The organism is Guptibacillus sedimenti, assembly GCF_028610665.1.
Classification (GTDB): Bacteria; Bacillota; Bacilli; order Bacillales; family Guptibacillaceae; genus Guptibacillus; species Guptibacillus sedimenti.
Genome location: NZ_JAQQWV010000001.1, coordinates 738,468 through 755,708, shown reverse-complemented (window position 1 = coordinate 755,708; position 17,241 = coordinate 738,468). Strand labels below are relative to the sequence as shown.

Annotated in this window: 18 protein-coding genes and 1 riboswitch; of the genes, 4 read left to right on the top strand and 14 right to left on the bottom strand. The window is 40.8% G+C overall.

Annotation, left to right across the window (positions count from 1 at the left end; all coding sequences use genetic code 11):
- Window positions 1–181 precede the first annotated feature (181 nt).
- Entirely contained in the window at window positions 182–1,198 is a 1,017-nt protein-coding gene (locus PQ578_RS03625) for a DmpA family aminopeptidase (RefSeq protein ID WP_273833253.1), read from the top strand.
- A 40-nt stretch (window positions 1,199–1,238) separates the two neighbouring features.
- Here PQ578_RS03625 and PQ578_RS03620 read toward each other — a convergent pair whose 3' ends face one another.
- Window positions 1,239–1,997, bottom strand: coding sequence for an SDR family NAD(P)-dependent oxidoreductase (locus PQ578_RS03620; RefSeq protein WP_273832237.1), 759 nt, complete (start codon window positions 1,995–1,997; stop codon window positions 1,239–1,241).
- Window positions 1,998–2,092: 95 nt separating this feature from the next.
- Between PQ578_RS03620 and PQ578_RS03615 the strand changes: the two genes are divergently transcribed.
- Entirely contained in the window at window positions 2,093–2,458 is a 366-nt protein-coding gene (locus PQ578_RS03615) for a MerR family transcriptional regulator (RefSeq protein WP_273832236.1), read from the top strand.
- A gap of 45 nt (window positions 2,459–2,503) precedes the next feature.
- On the opposite strand, the gene PQ578_RS03610 is transcribed toward PQ578_RS03615, so the two are convergent.
- The 5 genes from PQ578_RS03610 to PQ578_RS03590 form a co-directional block, all read right to left on the bottom strand.
- Window positions 2,504–3,607: a glycerate kinase family protein gene (locus PQ578_RS03610; RefSeq protein ID WP_273832235.1), complete on the bottom strand. Its 1,104-nt coding sequence runs from the start codon at window positions 3,605–3,607 to the stop codon at window positions 2,504–2,506.
- A 13-nt stretch (window positions 3,608–3,620) separates the two neighbouring features.
- Entirely contained in the window at window positions 3,621–4,730 is a 1,110-nt protein-coding gene (proB, locus tag PQ578_RS03605) for a glutamate 5-kinase (RefSeq protein WP_273832234.1), read from the bottom strand.
- A gap of 340 nt (window positions 4,731–5,070) precedes the next feature.
- Window positions 5,071–5,382 (bottom strand): hypothetical protein, encoded by a 312-nt coding sequence (locus PQ578_RS03600; RefSeq protein ID WP_273832233.1) that lies wholly within the window; start codon window positions 5,380–5,382, stop codon window positions 5,071–5,073.
- A gap of 121 nt (window positions 5,383–5,503) precedes the next feature.
- Window positions 5,504–6,541, bottom strand: coding sequence for a ribonucleotide-diphosphate reductase subunit beta (locus PQ578_RS03595; RefSeq protein WP_273832232.1), 1,038 nt, complete (start codon window positions 6,539–6,541; stop codon window positions 5,504–5,506).
- A 14-nt stretch (window positions 6,542–6,555) separates the two neighbouring features.
- Window positions 6,556–8,787, bottom strand: coding sequence for a ribonucleoside-diphosphate reductase subunit alpha (locus PQ578_RS03590; protein WP_273832231.1), 2,232 nt, complete (start codon window positions 8,785–8,787; stop codon window positions 6,556–6,558).
- 133 nt (window positions 8,788–8,920) lie between these two features.
- Window positions 8,921–9,096, bottom strand: a riboswitch (cobalamin riboswitch).
- A gap of 220 nt (window positions 9,097–9,316) precedes the next feature.
- On the opposite strand from PQ578_RS03590, the gene PQ578_RS03585 reads away from it, so the two are divergent.
- Window positions 9,317–9,439, top strand: coding sequence for a hypothetical protein (locus PQ578_RS03585; RefSeq protein WP_255639996.1), 123 nt, complete (start codon window positions 9,317–9,319; stop codon window positions 9,437–9,439).
- Between the two features lie 5 nt (window positions 9,440–9,444).
- Here PQ578_RS03585 and PQ578_RS03580 read toward each other — a convergent pair whose 3' ends face one another.
- The 4 genes from PQ578_RS03580 to PQ578_RS03565 all read right to left on the bottom strand — a co-directional run bounded on the left by PQ578_RS03580 (window position 9,445) and on the right by PQ578_RS03565 (window position 13,281).
- Window positions 9,445–10,770 carry a sensor histidine kinase gene (locus PQ578_RS03580; protein WP_273832230.1) on the bottom strand — a complete coding sequence of 442 codons (1,326 nt, stop codon included), beginning with the start codon at window positions 10,768–10,770 and terminating at the stop codon, window positions 9,445–9,447.
- Window positions 10,757–11,437 carry a response regulator transcription factor gene (locus tag PQ578_RS03575; RefSeq protein WP_273832229.1) on the bottom strand — a complete coding sequence of 227 codons (681 nt, stop codon included), beginning with the start codon at window positions 11,435–11,437 and terminating at the stop codon, window positions 10,757–10,759. Before PQ578_RS03575 ends, PQ578_RS03580 begins: the two co-directional genes overlap by 14 nt.
- Before the next feature lie 130 nt (window positions 11,438–11,567).
- Complete coding sequence (locus PQ578_RS03570) at window positions 11,568–12,092, bottom strand: hypothetical protein (RefSeq protein ID WP_273832228.1); 525 nt, start codon at window positions 12,090–12,092, stop codon at window positions 11,568–11,570.
- Window positions 12,093–12,195: 103 nt separating this feature from the next.
- Window positions 12,196–13,281 carry a mechanosensitive ion channel family protein gene (locus PQ578_RS03565; protein ID WP_273832227.1) on the bottom strand — a complete coding sequence of 362 codons (1,086 nt, stop codon included), beginning with the start codon at window positions 13,279–13,281 and terminating at the stop codon, window positions 12,196–12,198.
- Window positions 13,282–13,391: 110 nt separating this feature from the next.
- Between PQ578_RS03565 and PQ578_RS03560 the strand changes: the two genes are divergently transcribed.
- Window positions 13,392–14,282, top strand: a complete 891-nt coding sequence (locus PQ578_RS03560) for a DUF4349 domain-containing protein (RefSeq protein WP_273832226.1) — start codon at window positions 13,392–13,394, stop codon at window positions 14,280–14,282.
- 12 nt (window positions 14,283–14,294) lie between these two features.
- On the opposite strand, the gene PQ578_RS03555 is transcribed toward PQ578_RS03560, so the two are convergent.
- The 4 genes from PQ578_RS03555 to PQ578_RS03540 are packed head-to-tail and all read right to left on the bottom strand — an operon-like array spanning window position 14,295 to window position 17,241.
- Window positions 14,295–15,236 (bottom strand): ABC transporter permease, encoded by a 942-nt coding sequence (locus tag PQ578_RS03555; protein ID WP_337958007.1) that lies wholly within the window; start codon window positions 15,234–15,236, stop codon window positions 14,295–14,297.
- A 1-nt stretch (window position 15,237) separates the two neighbouring features.
- Window positions 15,238–16,164, bottom strand: a complete 927-nt coding sequence (locus PQ578_RS03550) for an ABC transporter ATP-binding protein (RefSeq protein ID WP_273832224.1) — start codon at window positions 16,162–16,164, stop codon at window positions 15,238–15,240.
- Window position 16,165: 1 nt separating this feature from the next.
- Complete coding sequence (locus PQ578_RS03545) at window positions 16,166–16,864, bottom strand: ABC transporter ATP-binding protein (RefSeq protein ID WP_224882265.1); 699 nt, start codon at window positions 16,862–16,864, stop codon at window positions 16,166–16,168.
- Window positions 16,861–17,241 carry a GntR family transcriptional regulator gene (locus tag PQ578_RS03540; protein ID WP_273832223.1) on the bottom strand — a complete coding sequence of 127 codons (381 nt, stop codon included), beginning with the start codon at window positions 17,239–17,241 and terminating at the stop codon, window positions 16,861–16,863. Before PQ578_RS03540 ends, PQ578_RS03545 begins: the two co-directional genes overlap by 4 nt.

Below are 17,241 nucleotides of genomic sequence, written 5' to 3'. Positions count from 1 at the left end.
TTATCTGTTGCATGACAAATTTCTGTTACACTCTATACGTCTCGTCAATTATACCATATTTTATAATTAACATTTGTTTTACGGACTTGGCTCCACTAGAAATAATAGTAAACTAGTAGAAAAGAGGAGTGATCATGTGAGTCAGAAAAGATTGCGAGATTACGGCGTTACTATCGGAGAAATGGAGCCCGGTGAAAAAAATGCGATTACGGATGTCGAAGGAGTAACCGTCGGACATACTACTCTGAGTAACGGTGAAGTTCAAACAGGCGTAACAGCGATCCTTCCGCATCAAGGGAATCTGTTTCAGCAGAAAGTAATTGCCTCAAGCTATATTCTTAACGGGTTTGGTAAAACAATGGGAACCATTCAGCTGAATGAGCTTGGTACGCTTGAAACACCAATCATTTTAACGAATACGTTAAGTATTGGAACGGCTGCAGATGCCGTGTTTGATTATATGTTGGAACAAAATCATGAAATTGGCGATACAACTGGGACCGTTAATCCCGTTATTGGCGAATGCAACGACATGTTTTTAAACGATATCCGAGGACGTCACGTTCAAAAGCATCATGTTCATGAAGCGATCGCAAATGCTTCAACTACTTTTGAAGAAGGTTCCGTTGGGGCTGGAAGGGGGATGCTTTGCTACTCGTTAAAAGGTGGAATTGGAACGGCTTCCAGAAAAGTAAAGCTTCAGCATGGGAGCTATACCCTTGGCGTGCTTGTTGTGACGAATTTTGGTATCCTTCGTGACCTTAATGTAAGCGGAAAAAAAGTGGGTAAGACATTAAAAGAAGCCCTTCTTCATTCTTGGGAAGAAAAAGACAAGGGATCTGTTATGGTGATTGTTGCAACAGATCTCCCCGTTTCAGAACGACAACTTCATCGTATTATTAAACGGGCATCTACAGGACTAGCTCGAACAGGATCGATTATCACAACTGGAAGCGGCGAAATTATCATTGGCTTCTCCACCGCTAATAAAGTCGCCCATCAATATGCGCCACAAACTCAAACACTGGAAACCATCCATGAGGAAGAAATCGATACCGCTTTTCGTGCCGTTGGTGAAGCGACAGAAGAAGCGGTACTAAATTCTTTAGTATTGGCTACTCACGTGATCGGCCGGGATGGAAATGAGAGACCGACGTTAATGCATTTACTCCAGAAATTTAGTATGAAGCTTACATGAAAAATCCTCCTGTCACGAAGACAGGAGGATTTTTATATGATTAGCGATTCCGGGCTACATAGGGATAAATTGGATTTTTCAATTGAAACTCGTATGTGTTTCCATCAACGATGCCAACGACTTTATTGCTATCGTAAAGATCTAGCATGAAGTCTGCCATTTCCTTAGCTGTATGGAACTGCGGAACAGTTCCTTCATATTCGAAGTTATCAACGTCCATTGAACGGTTCGCGAATTCGGTTTCTGTTGCTGCAGGGGCTAGAACTTTTGCCTGCATTTTCGCTCCCTGTCCTTGTAGCTCCTGAGCAAGTCCTTCTGTAAAGGCACTGACAAAGAATTTCGTCGCACAATACGTTACAGCATCGGCAACGATCGTGTACCCTCCGCCAGAGGAAACGTTAATCAACTGTGTTCCTTCGACATTCGCATAATCGCGAACAAATAAGGATGAAAGAATCGTTAAAGCCTCATTGTTCAAACGAAGCATTGTTTCAATCTTAGGAAGCTTCTGTTTGCCGACTGGATCGAAATTACCGAAGCCAGCATTGTTAATAAATGTTTCAATTTCAATATTCTCAAGACTTTCATAGAAAGCATAGACGTTTTCGTTAAGTGATAGATCTGCTTCACGAATAATCACATCAAGATCAGAATTAACCTTCTGTACTTCGCTTTTCAGCTCTTCCAATTTCTGAGTTCGACGTGCAGCAATCACAAGATTCTTTCCGCGAGCCGCAAATGCGAGCGCTGCTTCATATCCAATTCCTGAACTCGCTCCTGTAATAACGGTATACTTCATGTTAATCCCTCCACTTATTCATTATGATACAATCTTATTGTAGACGTTTGAGTGCACTCTAAGTCAAACGAAATGAAATAGCGAGGGGCGATTGAATGTACTCGATTAGTGAAATAGCTGAGATGGTAGACATAAGTGCCCATACCCTCCGTTATTACGAAAAGGAAGGGATTATTGATCCGATTCGTAACGATCATGGTGCGAGACAATTTACCGAACAGCATTTGAAGTGGTTGCAGTTCGTTAAAAAATTAAGAGAAACCCAAATGCCTGTCTCTCAAATTAAAGAATATACGCGGTTATTTCTTGAAGGGGAGCACACAGCGAACGCACGTCTGAAACTTCTTGAGGATCACCAGCAGTTTATTCGTGATCAAATTGAGACATTGCTTGCAACAGACGACATGCTAACGAAGAAAATTTCAACATATAAAGAACGGATGGAGAAATCATTGATGTAATAATGAAAAGTCCCATTCCTTTAAGGTATGGGACTTTTCGTTGCTTCAGTTACCTTTCCCGCTACTCCAGATGCGCATCACTTGCTCTGCTGAAAAGGCAAGTTGTGCTTTCGTGACGTCTGGTTTAACCGCATGTTCTAATAAGTGGCACACTTGCTGAATCGAGAGAACCCCCGTTAAGTCTTCATACAAGTTATCCACTGGTTCAACGACCTGCCCAGCTAAGGCAATGCATGGGACATTGTGCTTTTTCGCAAGTTTTCCAACTCCAGACGGAACTTTCCCATAAGCAGTTTGATGATCAATTTGTCCTTCTCCAGTAATAGCGATGTCAGCAACTGCTAGCTTTTCTTCAACTTTTAGCAGTTCAAGCATCCACTCAATTCCAGGGACATAAGTCGCCCCAAGAGAATAGAGGGCTCCGCCAATTCCACCTGCCGCCCCTGCTCCTTTTTGAGACGATAGAGAAAGTAGATTTGCTACTCTATGAAGAGCAGCATCATAAGTCGGAATCTCTTCTTTCTTCATGCCTTTTTGTGGTCCAAAAACAGCAGCAGCTCCCCGCTCACCTGCATAAGGATTGTCTACATCCGTTATGATATAAAGATTCGCATGGAGCTTAATATTACTTTCACGGATGGATGCTGTGTGTAGCAAAGGATTTTCATAGAGTGGTAGTTCTTGCCCCGACTCATTCAAACACGCATTTCCAAGTGCTTGTAATAATCCAAGTCCGCCGTCAGTCGTACCAGTCCCACCAAGGAATACATAAATGTCATTAGCGCCTTTGGCCTCTGCATCCAGAATGAGTTCCCCAACACCATAGCTCGTTAACCGTGAAGGCTCAAGCTCTTCAGTAGCTATTAAGTGCAATCCAACCGCCTCAGCACATTCAATATAAGCAGCCTGTTTTGTCCGGTAGTAACGTGCCATTTTCTTCTTTCCATCAAGCTGGTGAATCGAAACGGACTCAAAATGACCAGGGAGGATTTGAACGGCTTCAAGTGAACCTTCTCCTCCATCGGCAATCGGAATGACGTCCACCATGCACTCTGGAAAAACTCTTTTAACCCCTTGCTTCACAGCCTCTCCTGCATCCTTTGAAGAAAGAGAGCCTTTGAATGAATCCATTGTGACAAGTATATTCATCCTTTTACCACCTTTATTTATAAACAGTTCCCACCCATTGATCTCGATGAATCACTGCAACGTTTGGTATCTCTGTTTCTTTATTCCATTCCTCCTTATGAAAATGAAGAATCTTCTCCAAAAACGTAGAAGAATATCGAACCTGTCCTTTTCCAAGTTTTCCATTTTGCCCGTGTACTTCTACGACATCTCCTACACTAAAGTCGCCTACGACTTGCTTGATTCCGCCATAAAGCAAACTCTTGCCATTTGAAATAATCGCCTGTTCCGCCCCTTCATCAATATAAAGCTGACCTGATACGTGAGAGTGCATCGCAATCCATTGTTTTTTAATTGGGAAAGATGTGGCTTTCTCTCGATTGATATAGGTTCCGTCTCCGACACCAGAGAGAATTCGAAGTAACTTTTCACTACCAGTTTCATGACCGATAAAGACGCGAACGCTCAGGTTTAAAGCCGTCTTCGCTGCAATTAGCTTCGACTTCATGCCCCCTGTTCCAGCGCTTGATCCGGCACCACCGGCTTGTTCAATCATCGTATCAGTAATCTCTGCCAGAGTATGATATTTAACAGCATTAGGATTCGTTGCCGGATTCGAATCGTAGATACCGTTCACATCCGTTAAAATGATGAGCTCATCTGCGTGAACGAGTCCGCTTACAAGAGCTGAAAGCATATCGTTGTCACCAAACTTTAACTCTTCCGTTGAGACCGTATCATTTTCATTAATAATCGGCATCACACCTCTTGCCAGCAATTCAGACAGCGTATCGAACGCGTTTTTGTATCGTGCTTGATCTGAGAAATCAGGGCGTGTTAACAGAATTTGAGCGACTGAAATGTTCCGCTGATTGAATTCCTCGATATAAGATTTAATGAGTAAACTTTGTCCAAGAGCTGCTGCAGCCTGCTTTCCTTTTAACGTAACGGGTCTTGCAGGATAACCTAGTTCTTTAAACCCTGCAGCCACTGCTCCTGACGAAACAAGTAGCACTTCATGTCCCTCTTGTCGAAGTAATACAAGTGCATGGACATGATCAATGAGCTTATCTAGATCAATTTCTCCCCGTCCGTTTGTTAATGAACTACTTCCAATCTTCACAACAATACGCTTCTTTCCCATGTTACATCTCCTTATCTAAACACGATCGAAACAATGATGAAATTTCTAAAATTTTAACACAAAAAGCGAAAGTTGTATTGCTTTATGCTACTAAAAACCATATATGTATTGTTATCTAATGTTAACAAGGAAACAAAACTGCCAAATAAAAAAGGCGAATTGCAGAAATCTGAACAACGCGCCCTTCATAGAAAATGCTCAACAGCGAGAGTGTTCAATTGTAGGTGTGCCTAAAAGTCCCCAGGTGTGGGTTGAATGCTCAGGGGAAAAATACGCCTCAACAGATGCCTTTTCTCTCAGGCGCTTTTGCTCTTCATAGGCAATCCATTTCTCTAATTTATCAGGGACAGCACTCCCCATGCCGGTAGCCAAATTGCCTCATACACTGATAAACACACGCTTGATACATTTGGTCATTTTGTGCATAACTTTGATAGCAGTTATTCAAACACTGCTGATAAAGATTGTGCTGGGGCGGCAATCCACCGGGACCTAACCATGGCTGTTGATGTGGATACGGCTGTATCCAACCTCCTCCATTGTATCCTGGCGGAAGACCTCCAGGGCCTAACCACTGTTGCTGTGGAAAATTCCATCCACTTGGACTCATAGAGCCACCGCCATAAATAATTCGTTGATGATCATTTGGCAACATCAATCTTCCTTTCTTCATTAGTCACTCGCTTCATAATTAATTTAGTAGGGGGACAGCTTAACCGTGCTTGGATTAAAATAAAAAGGAGGGAACTAGACTCCCTCCTTTTTCGCTCTATTTATAAATCATCAAATCCATTATCATCAGACACTTTCGTATACTGACGTGACTTCTGTTCAAAGAAATCACTTTTTCCAGCATTCACATCAGCATATGCTTTGATCCACCTCATTGGATTCTCTCGATGCCCTTCAAAAGGACGCTTGATTCCAAGCTGGTTCACGCGCGTATTAGCCATAAATTTAATATAATCGCTTAATTCATTCATCGTAATACCAGGAAAACGATCACCGATGATGTATTCTCCCCACTTGATTTCAAGTTCAGCCGCTTCTCTGAAAGTATTTGTAATGAAAGCATGGTTCTTTCCCGTATTAAGCTCAGGATGCTCCTTGAACAGTTCCTTTACAATATTTACGAACAACGTGACGTGAAGCTGTTCATCTCGATTAATGTAATTGATCATCGTAGACGTCGATACCATCTTTTGGTTACGCGCGAGATTATAGAAGAAAGCAAATCCTGCATAGAAGAATAGTCCTTCAAGAATAATGTCATGCACGATCGATTCAAAAAACGTTTGAGGTGATGGATCTTGTACAAATGCCTCATATCCTGAGGCAATAAATTGATTACGCTCTAAGAGCACTTCATCATGCTTCCAATATTCAAAGATCCGATCCTGCTCATGTTTATTGACAATCGAAGAAAGCACATAGCTATAGGACTGATTGTGTACAACTTCCTGAAAGGAAAGCACTTGCATGAGCGCAGAAAGGCTTGAATCTGTTAAATAATCTGCTACTTTACTCGAATAGTCGGTTTGAATTGAGTCTAGAAAAGCGAGAAGTCCAATGATTTTCTTAAACGTATCTTGCTCATCTTCACTTAATGCTTCCCATTGCTTTACGTCGTTTGACATATTGATTTCAAACGGAGTCCAAAAGTTTCCTAGCATATTTTTATACATCGGATAAGCCCAGCTAAACCGGACATCATCCCAGTTTAGAACGTTTGAGCTCTTACCGTTAATAATCCCTGTTGAGCTATTCGGTGCAGACACGTCATAGAGCTTTCTTTTCTGTATCGTTGCCACTTTGATCTCCTCCTTTAACTTGCGCAGCTTTCACAGTCATCGATCTCAACTGAAGTACTCCTAGTGTAGTACGTTGTCTTCAATCCTTTTCTCCACGCCGTCAAATGAATGTTGAGCAAGTCCTTTGCTTTCACCGTGCTCTGCACATAAATATTAAATGAAATCGACTGATCGACATGACGCTGTCTTGCCGCATTTTGCTCAATACTCCACAGCTGATCAATATGATACGCCGATTTATAATACCAGGTTGTTTCATGGGAAAGGTCAGGTGCCGTCACTGGAATTTTATAATTCTTTTTTTCCTCTGAATATTCCTTTTGGAAAATCGGATCAATTGAAGCGGTTGATCCGGCTATTAAACTCGTTGAACTGTTTGGTGCAACAGCTAGTAAATAAGCATTTCTAACACCACTTGACTCAACTTTTTCTTTCAGTGCGCTCCATTTTTCATTCGTATAACCACGTTGTGTAAAGTACTCCCCGTTTTGCCAATCAGAGCCTTCAAAAAGAGAATAACTCCCTTTTTCAACTGCAAGTTCATGGCTCGCCTGTATGGTTAGGTAGTTAATTGTTTCATAGAGTTCATCTGCATAGTTTGCTGCTTCATAACTTTCCCAGACGATCCCCTTTTTCGCCAGTAAGTGATGCCAACCAAACGTTCCAAGACCGATACTTCGGTACTTCTCATTTGTTAACTGCGCTTGAGGGACTTCAATCGTATTAATATCAATGACGTTATCAAGCATTCTTACTTGAATCGGGATTAATCGCTCTAGGGCATTGGCTGTAACCGCACGTCCAAGATTGATGCTTGATAGATTACAAACGACGTAATCGCCAGGCGTTTTCGTAATGATAATTTTACCGTCTTTCGTCATTTCCTCTTCAACGGTCGTCGCACTCATATTTTGCATAATCTCGGTACAAAGGTTTGAAGCATAGATCATGCCAGCATGCTTATTCGGATTTGCGCGATTAGCCGTGTCGCGATAGAACATGTATGGCGTGCCTGTTTCCAATTGGGATTTCATGACACGCTTCATAATCTCAATCGCTGGGACGGTTTTTCTTGATAGTTTAGGATGATTTACGCACAACGCATATTTCATGCGAAATTCTCCTGCGCCTGTTTCATTATCATAAGTATCTTCAAGAGAAAACCCCATCACCTGACGGACTTCATGTGGATCAAACAAATGCCAGTCTGCCCGGTCTTCTACCGCTTCCATAAAAAGGTCTGGAATACACAAACCAGTAAAAAGATCATGCGTCCTCATGCGTTCGTCCCCGTTATTAAGCTTGGCATCAAGAAATTCAAAAACATCTTTGTGCCAAACATCGAGGTAAACCGCAACAGCGCCCTGGCGTTGACCTAATTGATCCACACTAACGGCTGTATTATTTAGTTGTTTCATCCAAGGTAAAACTCCTGATGAATTCCCTTTAAACCCTTTGATATCACTACCACGCGAACGAATTTTCCCAAGGTATGCGCCAATTCCTCCACCATTTTTTGATACGGTAGCGACGTCCGTATTACTGTCGTAAATGCCGCGGAGGCTGTCATCAACTGTATCAATAAAGCACGAGCTAAGCTGACCGTAACTTTTACCGGCATTTGAAAGTGTTGGCGTCGCTACTGTCATATAGAGATTGGATAACGCCCAGTAAGCTTCCTTAATGAATTCAAGTCGCTTTTCTTTCGGTTCATTCATCATCAGTGTCATCGCAATGACAAGAAAGCGTTCTTGCGGTAATTCATACACGTTTTTTTCATGATCGGTAGCAAGATAGCGGTCTGCAAGTGTGCGAAGGCCAATGTATGTAAAAAGACGATCTCGTGTTGGAGCGATGAACATCGCTACCTGATCCACTTCCTTTTTCGAATAAGATTGAAGAAGGGCTTCGTTATAAATCCCTTTCTTCGTTAGCTGTTGTAGAAGCCGATACAAGTTCCCTTCCCCATATACTTCCTTTTCATTTCGGTTACGAAGAGAATTCCGATAAAGCGTACGTAGATGAAAAGCTGCCGCCACATATGTCCAATCAGGCTCTTCTGCCGTAATTCGTTCCAATGCATTTAAGACAAGGATATTGTCAATCTCGTTTTGTGTAGGTTTTTCTGTTAGGCCCTTTGTTGTTTTCGCAAGGAAGCTTTCACTTGTCTGCAAATGATAGTCAATTAGAATAACGTTTACTTCCTCTATTAGTGTTGTTAACTTCGTATCAACCACTGTGCTCATTAGCCTCTCTCCTTTTTTTCATTATAAAAGGCTCACTCTTAGCAGAGTGAGCCTGGAGAAAACGACAAGTTAGACGTGCACATATGTACACATTTCCGATGCCATCTCTCACCCTCAATCCCCGAAGAATAGAAACGTTTTTGAGTACACGGCAGGTCTACTGGCTTGTGCTTCGTCCTTGGCAAACCTTCCCAGATTATTCTCCAGTGGTTTCTTGCCTCGTCCACACGACAGTTGCGGGGACAGCTCCGGATTCAGACCGGATTCCCTTTTAAGTCGTTCTACGACACCGCATACTCAACTATTTAATTATTTTAGATTTACCCCATATATAGTATGAAAACACTTTTAAACTACTAAATATTGATAACACCATCTTACATGACCCATCGTTTTTGCACAAGCTCTATTGTTACATTGACGAGGATTTATTTCAACTTTAAGGACAAACACCTATCACAATCACTTCGTTTAAGCATATATTGTTAACACCTAAAAAAGTTTCCTAAAGGAAAGAAAGGTGAGTATGATGAAAAAAACGACATGCTTTAAGAAGCTTGCTGGCTACACACAGCTCTGTCAGAAATTCGGTCTTCTAAGCGAAGAAGAAAGCAAAGAAATTCTACAAAAATTATATGAACACAAAACGTAATACCTTCATCCTGGTGGTAAAGGAAGCGTGATGATAACCCTTCCTCCCTTTTTAAGATTTTCTGCGTAAATTTCACCATGATGCTTTTCTACAATTGTTTTCGTAATCGCCAATCCGATTCCAGAGCCAGATTGATCTCCTGTGTAAAACCGTTCAAAAACACGATCGGGATTCTCTCCAAATCCAGTACCATCATCTTGAATTTCGATCGCAACCTGATTTTCCTCTTTCCGCATACGAATTTCGATGAAAGATGAGGCGAATCGTAGGGCATTCCCAATAATATTCAAGAAAGCTTGCTTCATTTTATCTGCGTCTACCTCTACATAAATCGCACAATCACCATCATATTTTAGCTTTAACCCGTTCTGGTAAGCTAATGGTTTTACTGCCGTCACCGCTTCTTTCATAATAAGTTGCATGTCAACTACTTCGTAGGTGAAAGCCTCTTCTACTGTTTCCAGTCTTGTTAAATAAGAAATATCTTGCACGATTTTCTTGAGTCGCTGCGTTTCATTTACGATTACTTCAAGACTATGCCCCACTTCTTCTCCGACAATCACGTCGTCTAGAATTCCTTCCGCATTCCCTTGGATTGCCATTAAAGGGGTTTTGAGTTCATGAGAGGCATTTTGAAGAAATTCTTTTTGGTCGAAATCATTCTTTCGTAGCTGATCCGTTAGTTCCTCGAAGGTTTCCGCTAGTTCATTAATTTCATCTTTTGACTTAAGTTTTAGTGGAGGCTGTGGCTTTCGCATACTAAATCGTCTCATGTGATTTGCCAGGAGACGAATCGGTCCTGTTATGCCTCTTTGCATCCAGGCCGCAAGGAGTACCGCAACCGCCGCAGAAACAAAGAGGCTCACCGCCTGTGCCTGTTCGATGATTCGATTAAAGCCTTCTAAACTCTCTACCTTTGTAAAAAGGACAAGACGGCCAATTTGCTCACGAGAGGCATTGATTGGCACTTCCTCTGTAACAAATCGCTTCCCCTTATTTTCTTCATACTCCTTTTGAACGTCATCATCGACATTTGAATAAATCGCCCTGTCATTCTGGTTATAAATAATGAATTGAGAAGAAATTAAATTACCCGCCATTTCAATTCTTCTACGATCCAGTAAACTATTCGGCGGCTGATTCCCTTTCCAATTTCGATCTTCAAGCATATGACTAATTTGAAGGCCTTCTTTTTGAAGCTGATCCCTGGCTTCACGAACAAGGTATTCTTGAAAAAGATAGCGAAATGAGACCGTTGTAATGAGAAGGATAACCACAATTAAAATCACGTAGCTTAGAAATAATTTCGTGCCGATCTTAAGCTTCTTCATCGATTTTATAACCATACCCCCAGACGGTCACGATTTGATAATCCGCATGTTCCATTTTTTTACGTAGCCGCTTCACTAGATCATCAATCAACCTACCATCACCTGCATAGTGATATCCCCAAATGGTTTCAATTAGTTTTTCTCTTGTGAATGGTTGCCCGGGGTTCTGAATAAGAAAAGCAAGTACATCATATTCTTTTGGTGTTAAGGCTAATTCTTGATCATCTATTTTTACTTGTCGTTTTTTCTTATTCAATTGGACATTTTTCAAATGAATGTGATAGGAAGATTGCCCCTGTTCTAATCGATCGATCCGTTTAAATATATTTTTAATCCGTACAACCAGTTCACGCGGACTAAATGGTTTTGTTAAATAATCATCCGCCCCCAGTTCGAGCCCCAGGATACGATCAAGTTCTTCATCCCTTGCAGAAACGACGATAACTGGTATAAAAGACTGCTTCCTTAACCGTCGAAGCAGTTCAAGTCCATCGACATTAGGCATCATAATATCCAATACGAATAAATCGGGTTCACTCGTTTTAAGAGCACTTAACACTTCAGCTCCATCCTGAAAGGTTGACACCGTAAACCCTTCTTTCTTTAAATACTTTTCTAAAATATCACGTATATTTTGTTCATCATCGATAACAAAAACGTGTGGCATTTCTTCACTCCGTTCTTTCGTCCACCATACTTTTTTCCTATTTTATCCTACGCTTCTCACACAGTAAATCCATCTATATAGTAGTAACGTAAATAAAAGAGATAGGGAAGCTCCCTATCTCTCATGATGACTAGCTAAGCTTTTCAATTAGCTGATCAAGCACCTCATTTTTTTGTTTAACCAATTCGGAAGCCTGTTCTCTGTTTGCTTTCATTTCTTGATGGGCTTCTTCACGTGCAGCTTTCTCTTCTTCCGTTAACTCCGGACGTTCTCCACTATCTTTCCACTCTTGCATCTTCGCTTCTTTTTCTTCATGGGCAGCTGTGAATTTCTCTTTTAAAGCATCCAACTGAGTATTTAGATCGGCAAGCTCTTTTTGAAGCTCGTCAACGCCGTCAACGCTTGCATCTTGATCAAGTAAGAGATCAATTAACTGATCTTTCTTTTCAGCCGTTTCCATTCGCAGTTCGCGCTCTTCAGATTGACCTTTAAAGTGACCTCTTTTTCCATGATGACCATCATGTCCCGCCATTTCCTCCTGCCCTATTACTGCTTCGTCTATTTCAGTTGATTCGCCATCTGCTGCATAAACATTAGCTCCAGCAATTCCTCCCGCAAGCATAACCGATGCAACTCCAATCATCCATTTGTTCAATTTCATCAATCTCCCTTCGAAGGTATGTTCTTACACTACCTATTATGGACAGCAACCTACGAAGAAATTTGTAAGAATGATGTGAAAACGATGTGAGTTTCCGCTATCGCTTTGTTAATTGCTGAATCACTTTTTCATCTAAGCTACGTACATGTAAATCTCGCTGTGGAAATGGAATTTCAACATTGTTTTCTGCGAGAATCCGATTGATGCGGAAATTCAAACTGCTTTTTGTTTCTACTGCTGCTTTGGGGGACGAGATCCAAATAAACAGTTGAAAATCTAGCGATGAATCACCAAAACCAAGAAAATTCACAAAAGGCGGCGGTGTTTCAAGAACATACATCGAGTGTTCCTTTTCTTCTTCTGCTACTTGTAAAAGAAGTGATCGAACAAGCTCGACATCCGATCCGTATGCGACACCAATTGGTAAGACAAGCCGCAACCGAGAATCGCCATAGGAATGATTGACAACCTGTTCTTCGATGAAGTAGGAATTTGGCATGATAATTCGTTCATTATCTAACGTGCGAATAATGGTTGCACGCATATTGATTTTCTCAATGTCACCAATGATGTCGTTAATAATGACACGATCGCCTACTTTAATTGGCCGTTCAAATAAAATGATTAAACCAGAGATAAAGTTATTTGCGATATTTTGCATACCAAAACCAATTCCTACACCTAGAACACCTGCAAATACGGTTAATGCACTAAGATCAATCCCTACTGTCGTTAAACTAATAACGACTGCTACGACCATTAACGTATAGTGAAAAATCCGATTAAATGTAAATTGCAATCCTGTATCTAAGCTATACCGATCATAAACAGGGGGCATCAGAAAAGAAGTTGCGATTTTTGAAATTCGATTGGCAAGCGTAATAATGAATAAAGCAATTAAAATAAGAAAGAGAGAAATTTCTACCTTTCCAATGGCAAACAAAGGGCTAAACATCCAACTGTTATTGGAATAATAAAGTAATACAAATAGGAGAATAGCGTAACCTGTAGTCCAATTGATAAAAGACAAGAAAGCTGGACGAATCCCATTTGGATACTCCTCTTCCGATTCTCTTTTTGTAAGCCATAATTTGATTAGAAATCGAATTAGAAAAAGACCTAGTATGACAGAAACGGTTATCATTAAATCCACAACATTCGCATTTTCAAAGATTGAAAGCACAAAAGGCAACTCCTTTTTGAGTCAGTTACCTTTTATCATATCACGGAAACTGTAACCGAAGCAGTTTCGATCTCGTCTAACATATAAATAACTGAAGTGGAGGCTCAGCTATGAAGAAATGGCTTTCTCTGATCTTTGCTTCTATCCTTATACTACCTGGATGCAGTTCAAATGAAGGAAGCAACTCTACAGAAAATAGTGATCGGGTTACCTCTATTGATCAATCCACTGAACAGAATAAAGGTAGTGATGTAGCAAAAGGAAACAGTTCATCCGCCGAAGCGACATCGGAATTGCCTGAACTGCAACAGGAACGCAAAGTTATTTTTAATGCTACCCTTTCCTTAAGCGTGGAAGATTTAACACTAGCGATTAATGAAATTAAGGAATCGACTAAAGTATTTGAAGGTTATGTTGTGGAAGAAAACACTTTTTCAGAGGAAAACGCCTATATTGGCTCAATGACCATTCGTATTCCTCAATCTCAATTTGACGCTTATCTACGCAAGGTAGAAACTCTCGCAAAAGGAGAACCGCAAAAATCCATTACTAGTAAGGATGTAACAGAAAATTACGTCGATCTATCTTCTCGATTAAAGGCAAAGGAAGCTGTTCAACAGAGACTTGAATCATTTCTAAACGAAGCAACGAAAACAGACGACCTGTTAGCCATATCAAATGAACTTTCTCGTGTACAGGAAGAGGTCGAACAGCTGAAAGGGCAAATCAATTATCTCGATAATCAAAGCGACTATTCTACTGTAACAATCTCTCTTGAACAAACGAAACGACCAGTTCCATCAATTGGGGAAAGAGATTTCAAAACACTTTCAGAAGCCAAACATCTCTTTATAACCACATCAAACAGCCTGCTTGCTTTTTTCTCCAAAACAATCGTTCTATTAATTGGTCTTTCTCCCATTCTTTTACCACTTCTGATCATCGGTTTATTTCTCTTATACCGTTTTCGAAAAAAGACATCGAAAAAGCCGGCCAAATGACCGGCTTTTTTTCTATGCAGCTACATCTCGCTTTGTGAACAGTAGCCATGATAATAATAAGAAAACAATAAAGTAGACAAGTAAGGTCATTAAGGAAAAACCAAGCGTCATGCTTTCGATAATAGGAGATCCATCGAAATAAACACTTAAATCCGTATTTGCAAATAGGATGTATTTCACCCAATCGTACTGACTTAAAATATACGTAAGCTGACTTCCTGTAAACATTAAGAAAATCGCTAGCCCTATCGCAAGCGATGAACTTCTAAAAACACTTGATAGCATGAAAGCAAACGTCACCATCATAAGCAAGTTCACACTTGCAAGCGCGTATTCAACGATATAATGAATCGCCATACTCGTTTCGGCCACTTCACCACCTGAATAAGTCAGGTATGGTTGATCGACGGCATTAAAACCAAGGAATAACCCACCTATTGTAAAAGAAGAAATGTATAAGATGACGAGAGAAAAAAGGGCAAACAATAGCGTTGCTATGAACTTGGAAGCTAGAATTTTCGTCCGTGAAGCTGGACGAATTAACAAGAGCTTAATCGTTCCCCACGAATATTCACTCGCAATCACGCCCGCCCCGATAATGATTGTGAATATCGAGATTAAACTCACTACGCCAGTTGAACTATCCATAAAACTCCAAATGGAATCACTTTCTAAAGGCGGAATGTCATTCTCAAGACGATATTCATTGATCGCAATCGAACGTTCCTGACTGTCTTTAAAGGCTTTTGGCATTCCTTCTGAATTATTTAACGTTTCTTCCGCTTGCTGGATCGCATTTTCAGAATCAGTGCGCCAGTTCGTGGTCTCATCACTTGCATTCATATTGGTGAAAATGGCTGCTACAAGAACAGCTGCCACCACAAGCCCAACCATCACCCACGTTCCTACTCTTCTATAAATCTTCATGTTTTCATTTTGAATTAAATGTAGCATACTAGACAACCTGCTCACCTCCCGTTACTTCGAGGAACACATCTTCTAACGTTTTCACAGAGGATTGAATACCGTAAACGCGGACGCCCTTTTCCACAAGAACGGCTGTTACCTCTGGAATAAGCTCATGCTCGATTTTAATCGTCAACTTACGATCCGCCTGTTCAATCTCACAATCAGGTAAATTCGCTTTAATAGCATGAACCGCGTGTTCCACTGGATCAACTTCAAATGAAACCATTACTTCTTGATCATTTTGAACAAAGTCGTTTACCCTTTGGACATCGATCATTTTACCAGCCTGAATAATGCCAATTCGATCACACATTAGCTCAATTTCGGATAATAAATGACTTGAAACGACAACGGCGACGTTTTCTTCTCTGGCAAGGGTTCGTAAATATTGTCTAATTTCTCGAATACCAGCGGGATCAAGGCCGTTGGTTGGCTCGTCTAGAATAAGTAACTTAGGTCGATGTAGCAGAGCCTGCGCAAGTCCAAGACGCTGTCTCATTCCAAGAGAATACCCCTTCACTTTTTCATTGATACGACCTTGCAGTCCAACCAATTGAACCACTTCTTGAATCCGTTCTTTTGAAACCCCTTTGACCATTCGAGCATAATGGACAAGGTTTTGATAGCCAGTTAGGAATTTGTACATTTCAGGATTTTCAACAATCGCCCCTACTTTTACAATCGCATTCTCGTAATCTGTTTTAATACTGTTTCCATCAATGAGAACTTCGCCTTCCGTCATTCTCATTAACCCAACCATCATCCGAATCGTTGTTGTTTTTCCTGCTCCATTCGGTCCTAGAAAACCAAACACTTCCCCTGGATAGACATCAAATGAAAGCTGATCAATGATTGTTTTCTTGCCAATTACTTTTGTTAAGTCTCGAATCTGAACAACTGGTTTGACAGCCATGTTACGCCTCCTCTTGGTACATCTTCTTCAACCAATCCACTATTCTCATACGATCTCGCTCGCGAATGGTTTCAACATCTTCGAGAGCCAGTACCTTACCATTTCGAATCGCAATAACCGTTTCAAGCAAAGGTTCGATTTCTGTTACTTCATGTGTCGTAATGATCACCGTTTGTTTTTCTAAATCAATAAATGAAAGTAAACCTTTCACAATTGAATCTCGCACCATCGGATCAAGTCCTGATAATGGCTCATCCATCAAAATAACCGGCACTTCTCTTGCCAGGGTGAGCGCAATCTTTAACCTCCCCCGATTTCCTTTCGATAAATGCTTTACCTTTTGACTCGAATCTACCTCCATAAAGTCAACAATATCGTTCGCTTTTTCTACATCAAAGTCCTGAAATTGTGAAGCAAAGAAATCGATTGTCTCTTTCACTGAAAAGAATGAATAATACGCATCTAATTCAGAAAGATAAGCGACTTTATTGGCTGTTCGCCTAGAAACCGGTTCTTGGTCAATCATTACTTTCCCTTCAGAAGGTCCTACAAGACCTGCGATCATTTTCATGAACGTCGATTTCCCGCTACCGTTTGACCCTACAAGACCAATTATCTTCCCCTCTGGAATCGTAACATTCACATCTGAAAGGGCATGTTTTGTCAAATATCGCTTTGATACATTCTCAAATGTAATCATGATTGATTCTCCTTTTCGTTCGTAACGTAAGTTCGAATACCTTCAATCATATCTTCTGATGAAAAGCCCATCTGCTTCATTTCTTCAATAAAATTCTGGATGTGGTTAAGCTTAAGCTGTTCTCGAAGTTCGACTAGTTTTTCTTTTTTCTCTGTTACAAACGTTCCTTGTCCTCGCTTCGTCTCCACGATTTCCATCCTCTCCAGTTCATTGTAAGTTCTCGATACTGTATTAGGATTTACTCCTGATTGAATGGCCATATCCCTCACAGAAGGAAGCTTTTCACCAGTTTTACGTTCACCTTTAATAATTTCCCAGCTAATGCGATCCACTAGCTGCAGGTAAATCGGCTTTGAGGGATTAAATTCTTCTCCCAT

What these genes read in the sequence shown, in the direction of transcription:
- PQ578_RS03625 (WP_273833253.1), top strand. Translation starts at nt 182, where the DNA reads ATGGAGCCCGGTGAAAAAAATGCGATTACGGATGTCGAAGGAGTAACC.
- PQ578_RS03620 (WP_273832237.1), bottom strand. Translation starts at nt 1,997, where the DNA reads ATGAAGTATACCGTTATTACAGGAGCGAGTTCAGGAATTGGATATGAA.
- PQ578_RS03615 (WP_273832236.1), top strand. Translation starts at nt 2,093, where the DNA reads ATGTACTCGATTAGTGAAATAGCTGAGATGGTAGACATAAGTGCCCAT.
- PQ578_RS03610 (WP_273832235.1), bottom strand. Translation starts at nt 3,607, where the DNA reads ATGAATATACTTGTCACAATGGATTCATTCAAAGGCTCTCTTTCTTCA.
- proB (WP_273832234.1), bottom strand. Translation starts at nt 4,730, where the DNA reads ATGGGAAAGAAGCGTATTGTTGTGAAGATTGGAAGTAGTTCATTAACA.
- PQ578_RS03590 (WP_273832231.1), bottom strand. Translation starts at nt 8,787, where the DNA reads ATGAGCACAGTGGTTGATACGAAGTTAACAACACTAATAGAGGAAGTA.
- PQ578_RS03585 (WP_255639996.1), top strand. Translation starts at nt 9,317, where the DNA reads ATGAAAAAAACGACATGCTTTAAGAAGCTTGCTGGCTACACACAGCTC.
- PQ578_RS03580 (WP_273832230.1), bottom strand. Translation starts at nt 10,770, where the DNA reads ATGAAGAAGCTTAAGATCGGCACGAAATTATTTCTAAGCTACGTGATT.
- PQ578_RS03575 (WP_273832229.1), bottom strand. Translation starts at nt 11,437, where the DNA reads ATGCCACACGTTTTTGTTATCGATGATGAACAAAATATACGTGATATT.
- PQ578_RS03560 (WP_273832226.1), top strand. Translation starts at nt 13,392, where the DNA reads ATGAAGAAATGGCTTTCTCTGATCTTTGCTTCTATCCTTATACTACCT.
- PQ578_RS03555 (WP_337958007.1), bottom strand. Translation starts at nt 15,236, where the DNA reads ATGCTACATTTAATTCAAAATGAAAACATGAAGATTTATAGAAGAGTA.
- PQ578_RS03550 (WP_273832224.1), bottom strand. Translation starts at nt 16,164, where the DNA reads ATGGCTGTCAAACCAGTTGTTCAGATTCGAGACTTAACAAAAGTAATT.
- PQ578_RS03545 (WP_224882265.1), bottom strand. Translation starts at nt 16,864, where the DNA reads ATGATTACATTTGAGAATGTATCAAAGCGATATTTGACAAAACATGCC.
- PQ578_RS03540 (WP_273832223.1), bottom strand. Translation starts at nt 17,241, where the DNA reads ATGGGAGAAGAATTTAATCCCTCAAAGCCGATTTACCTGCAGCTAGTG.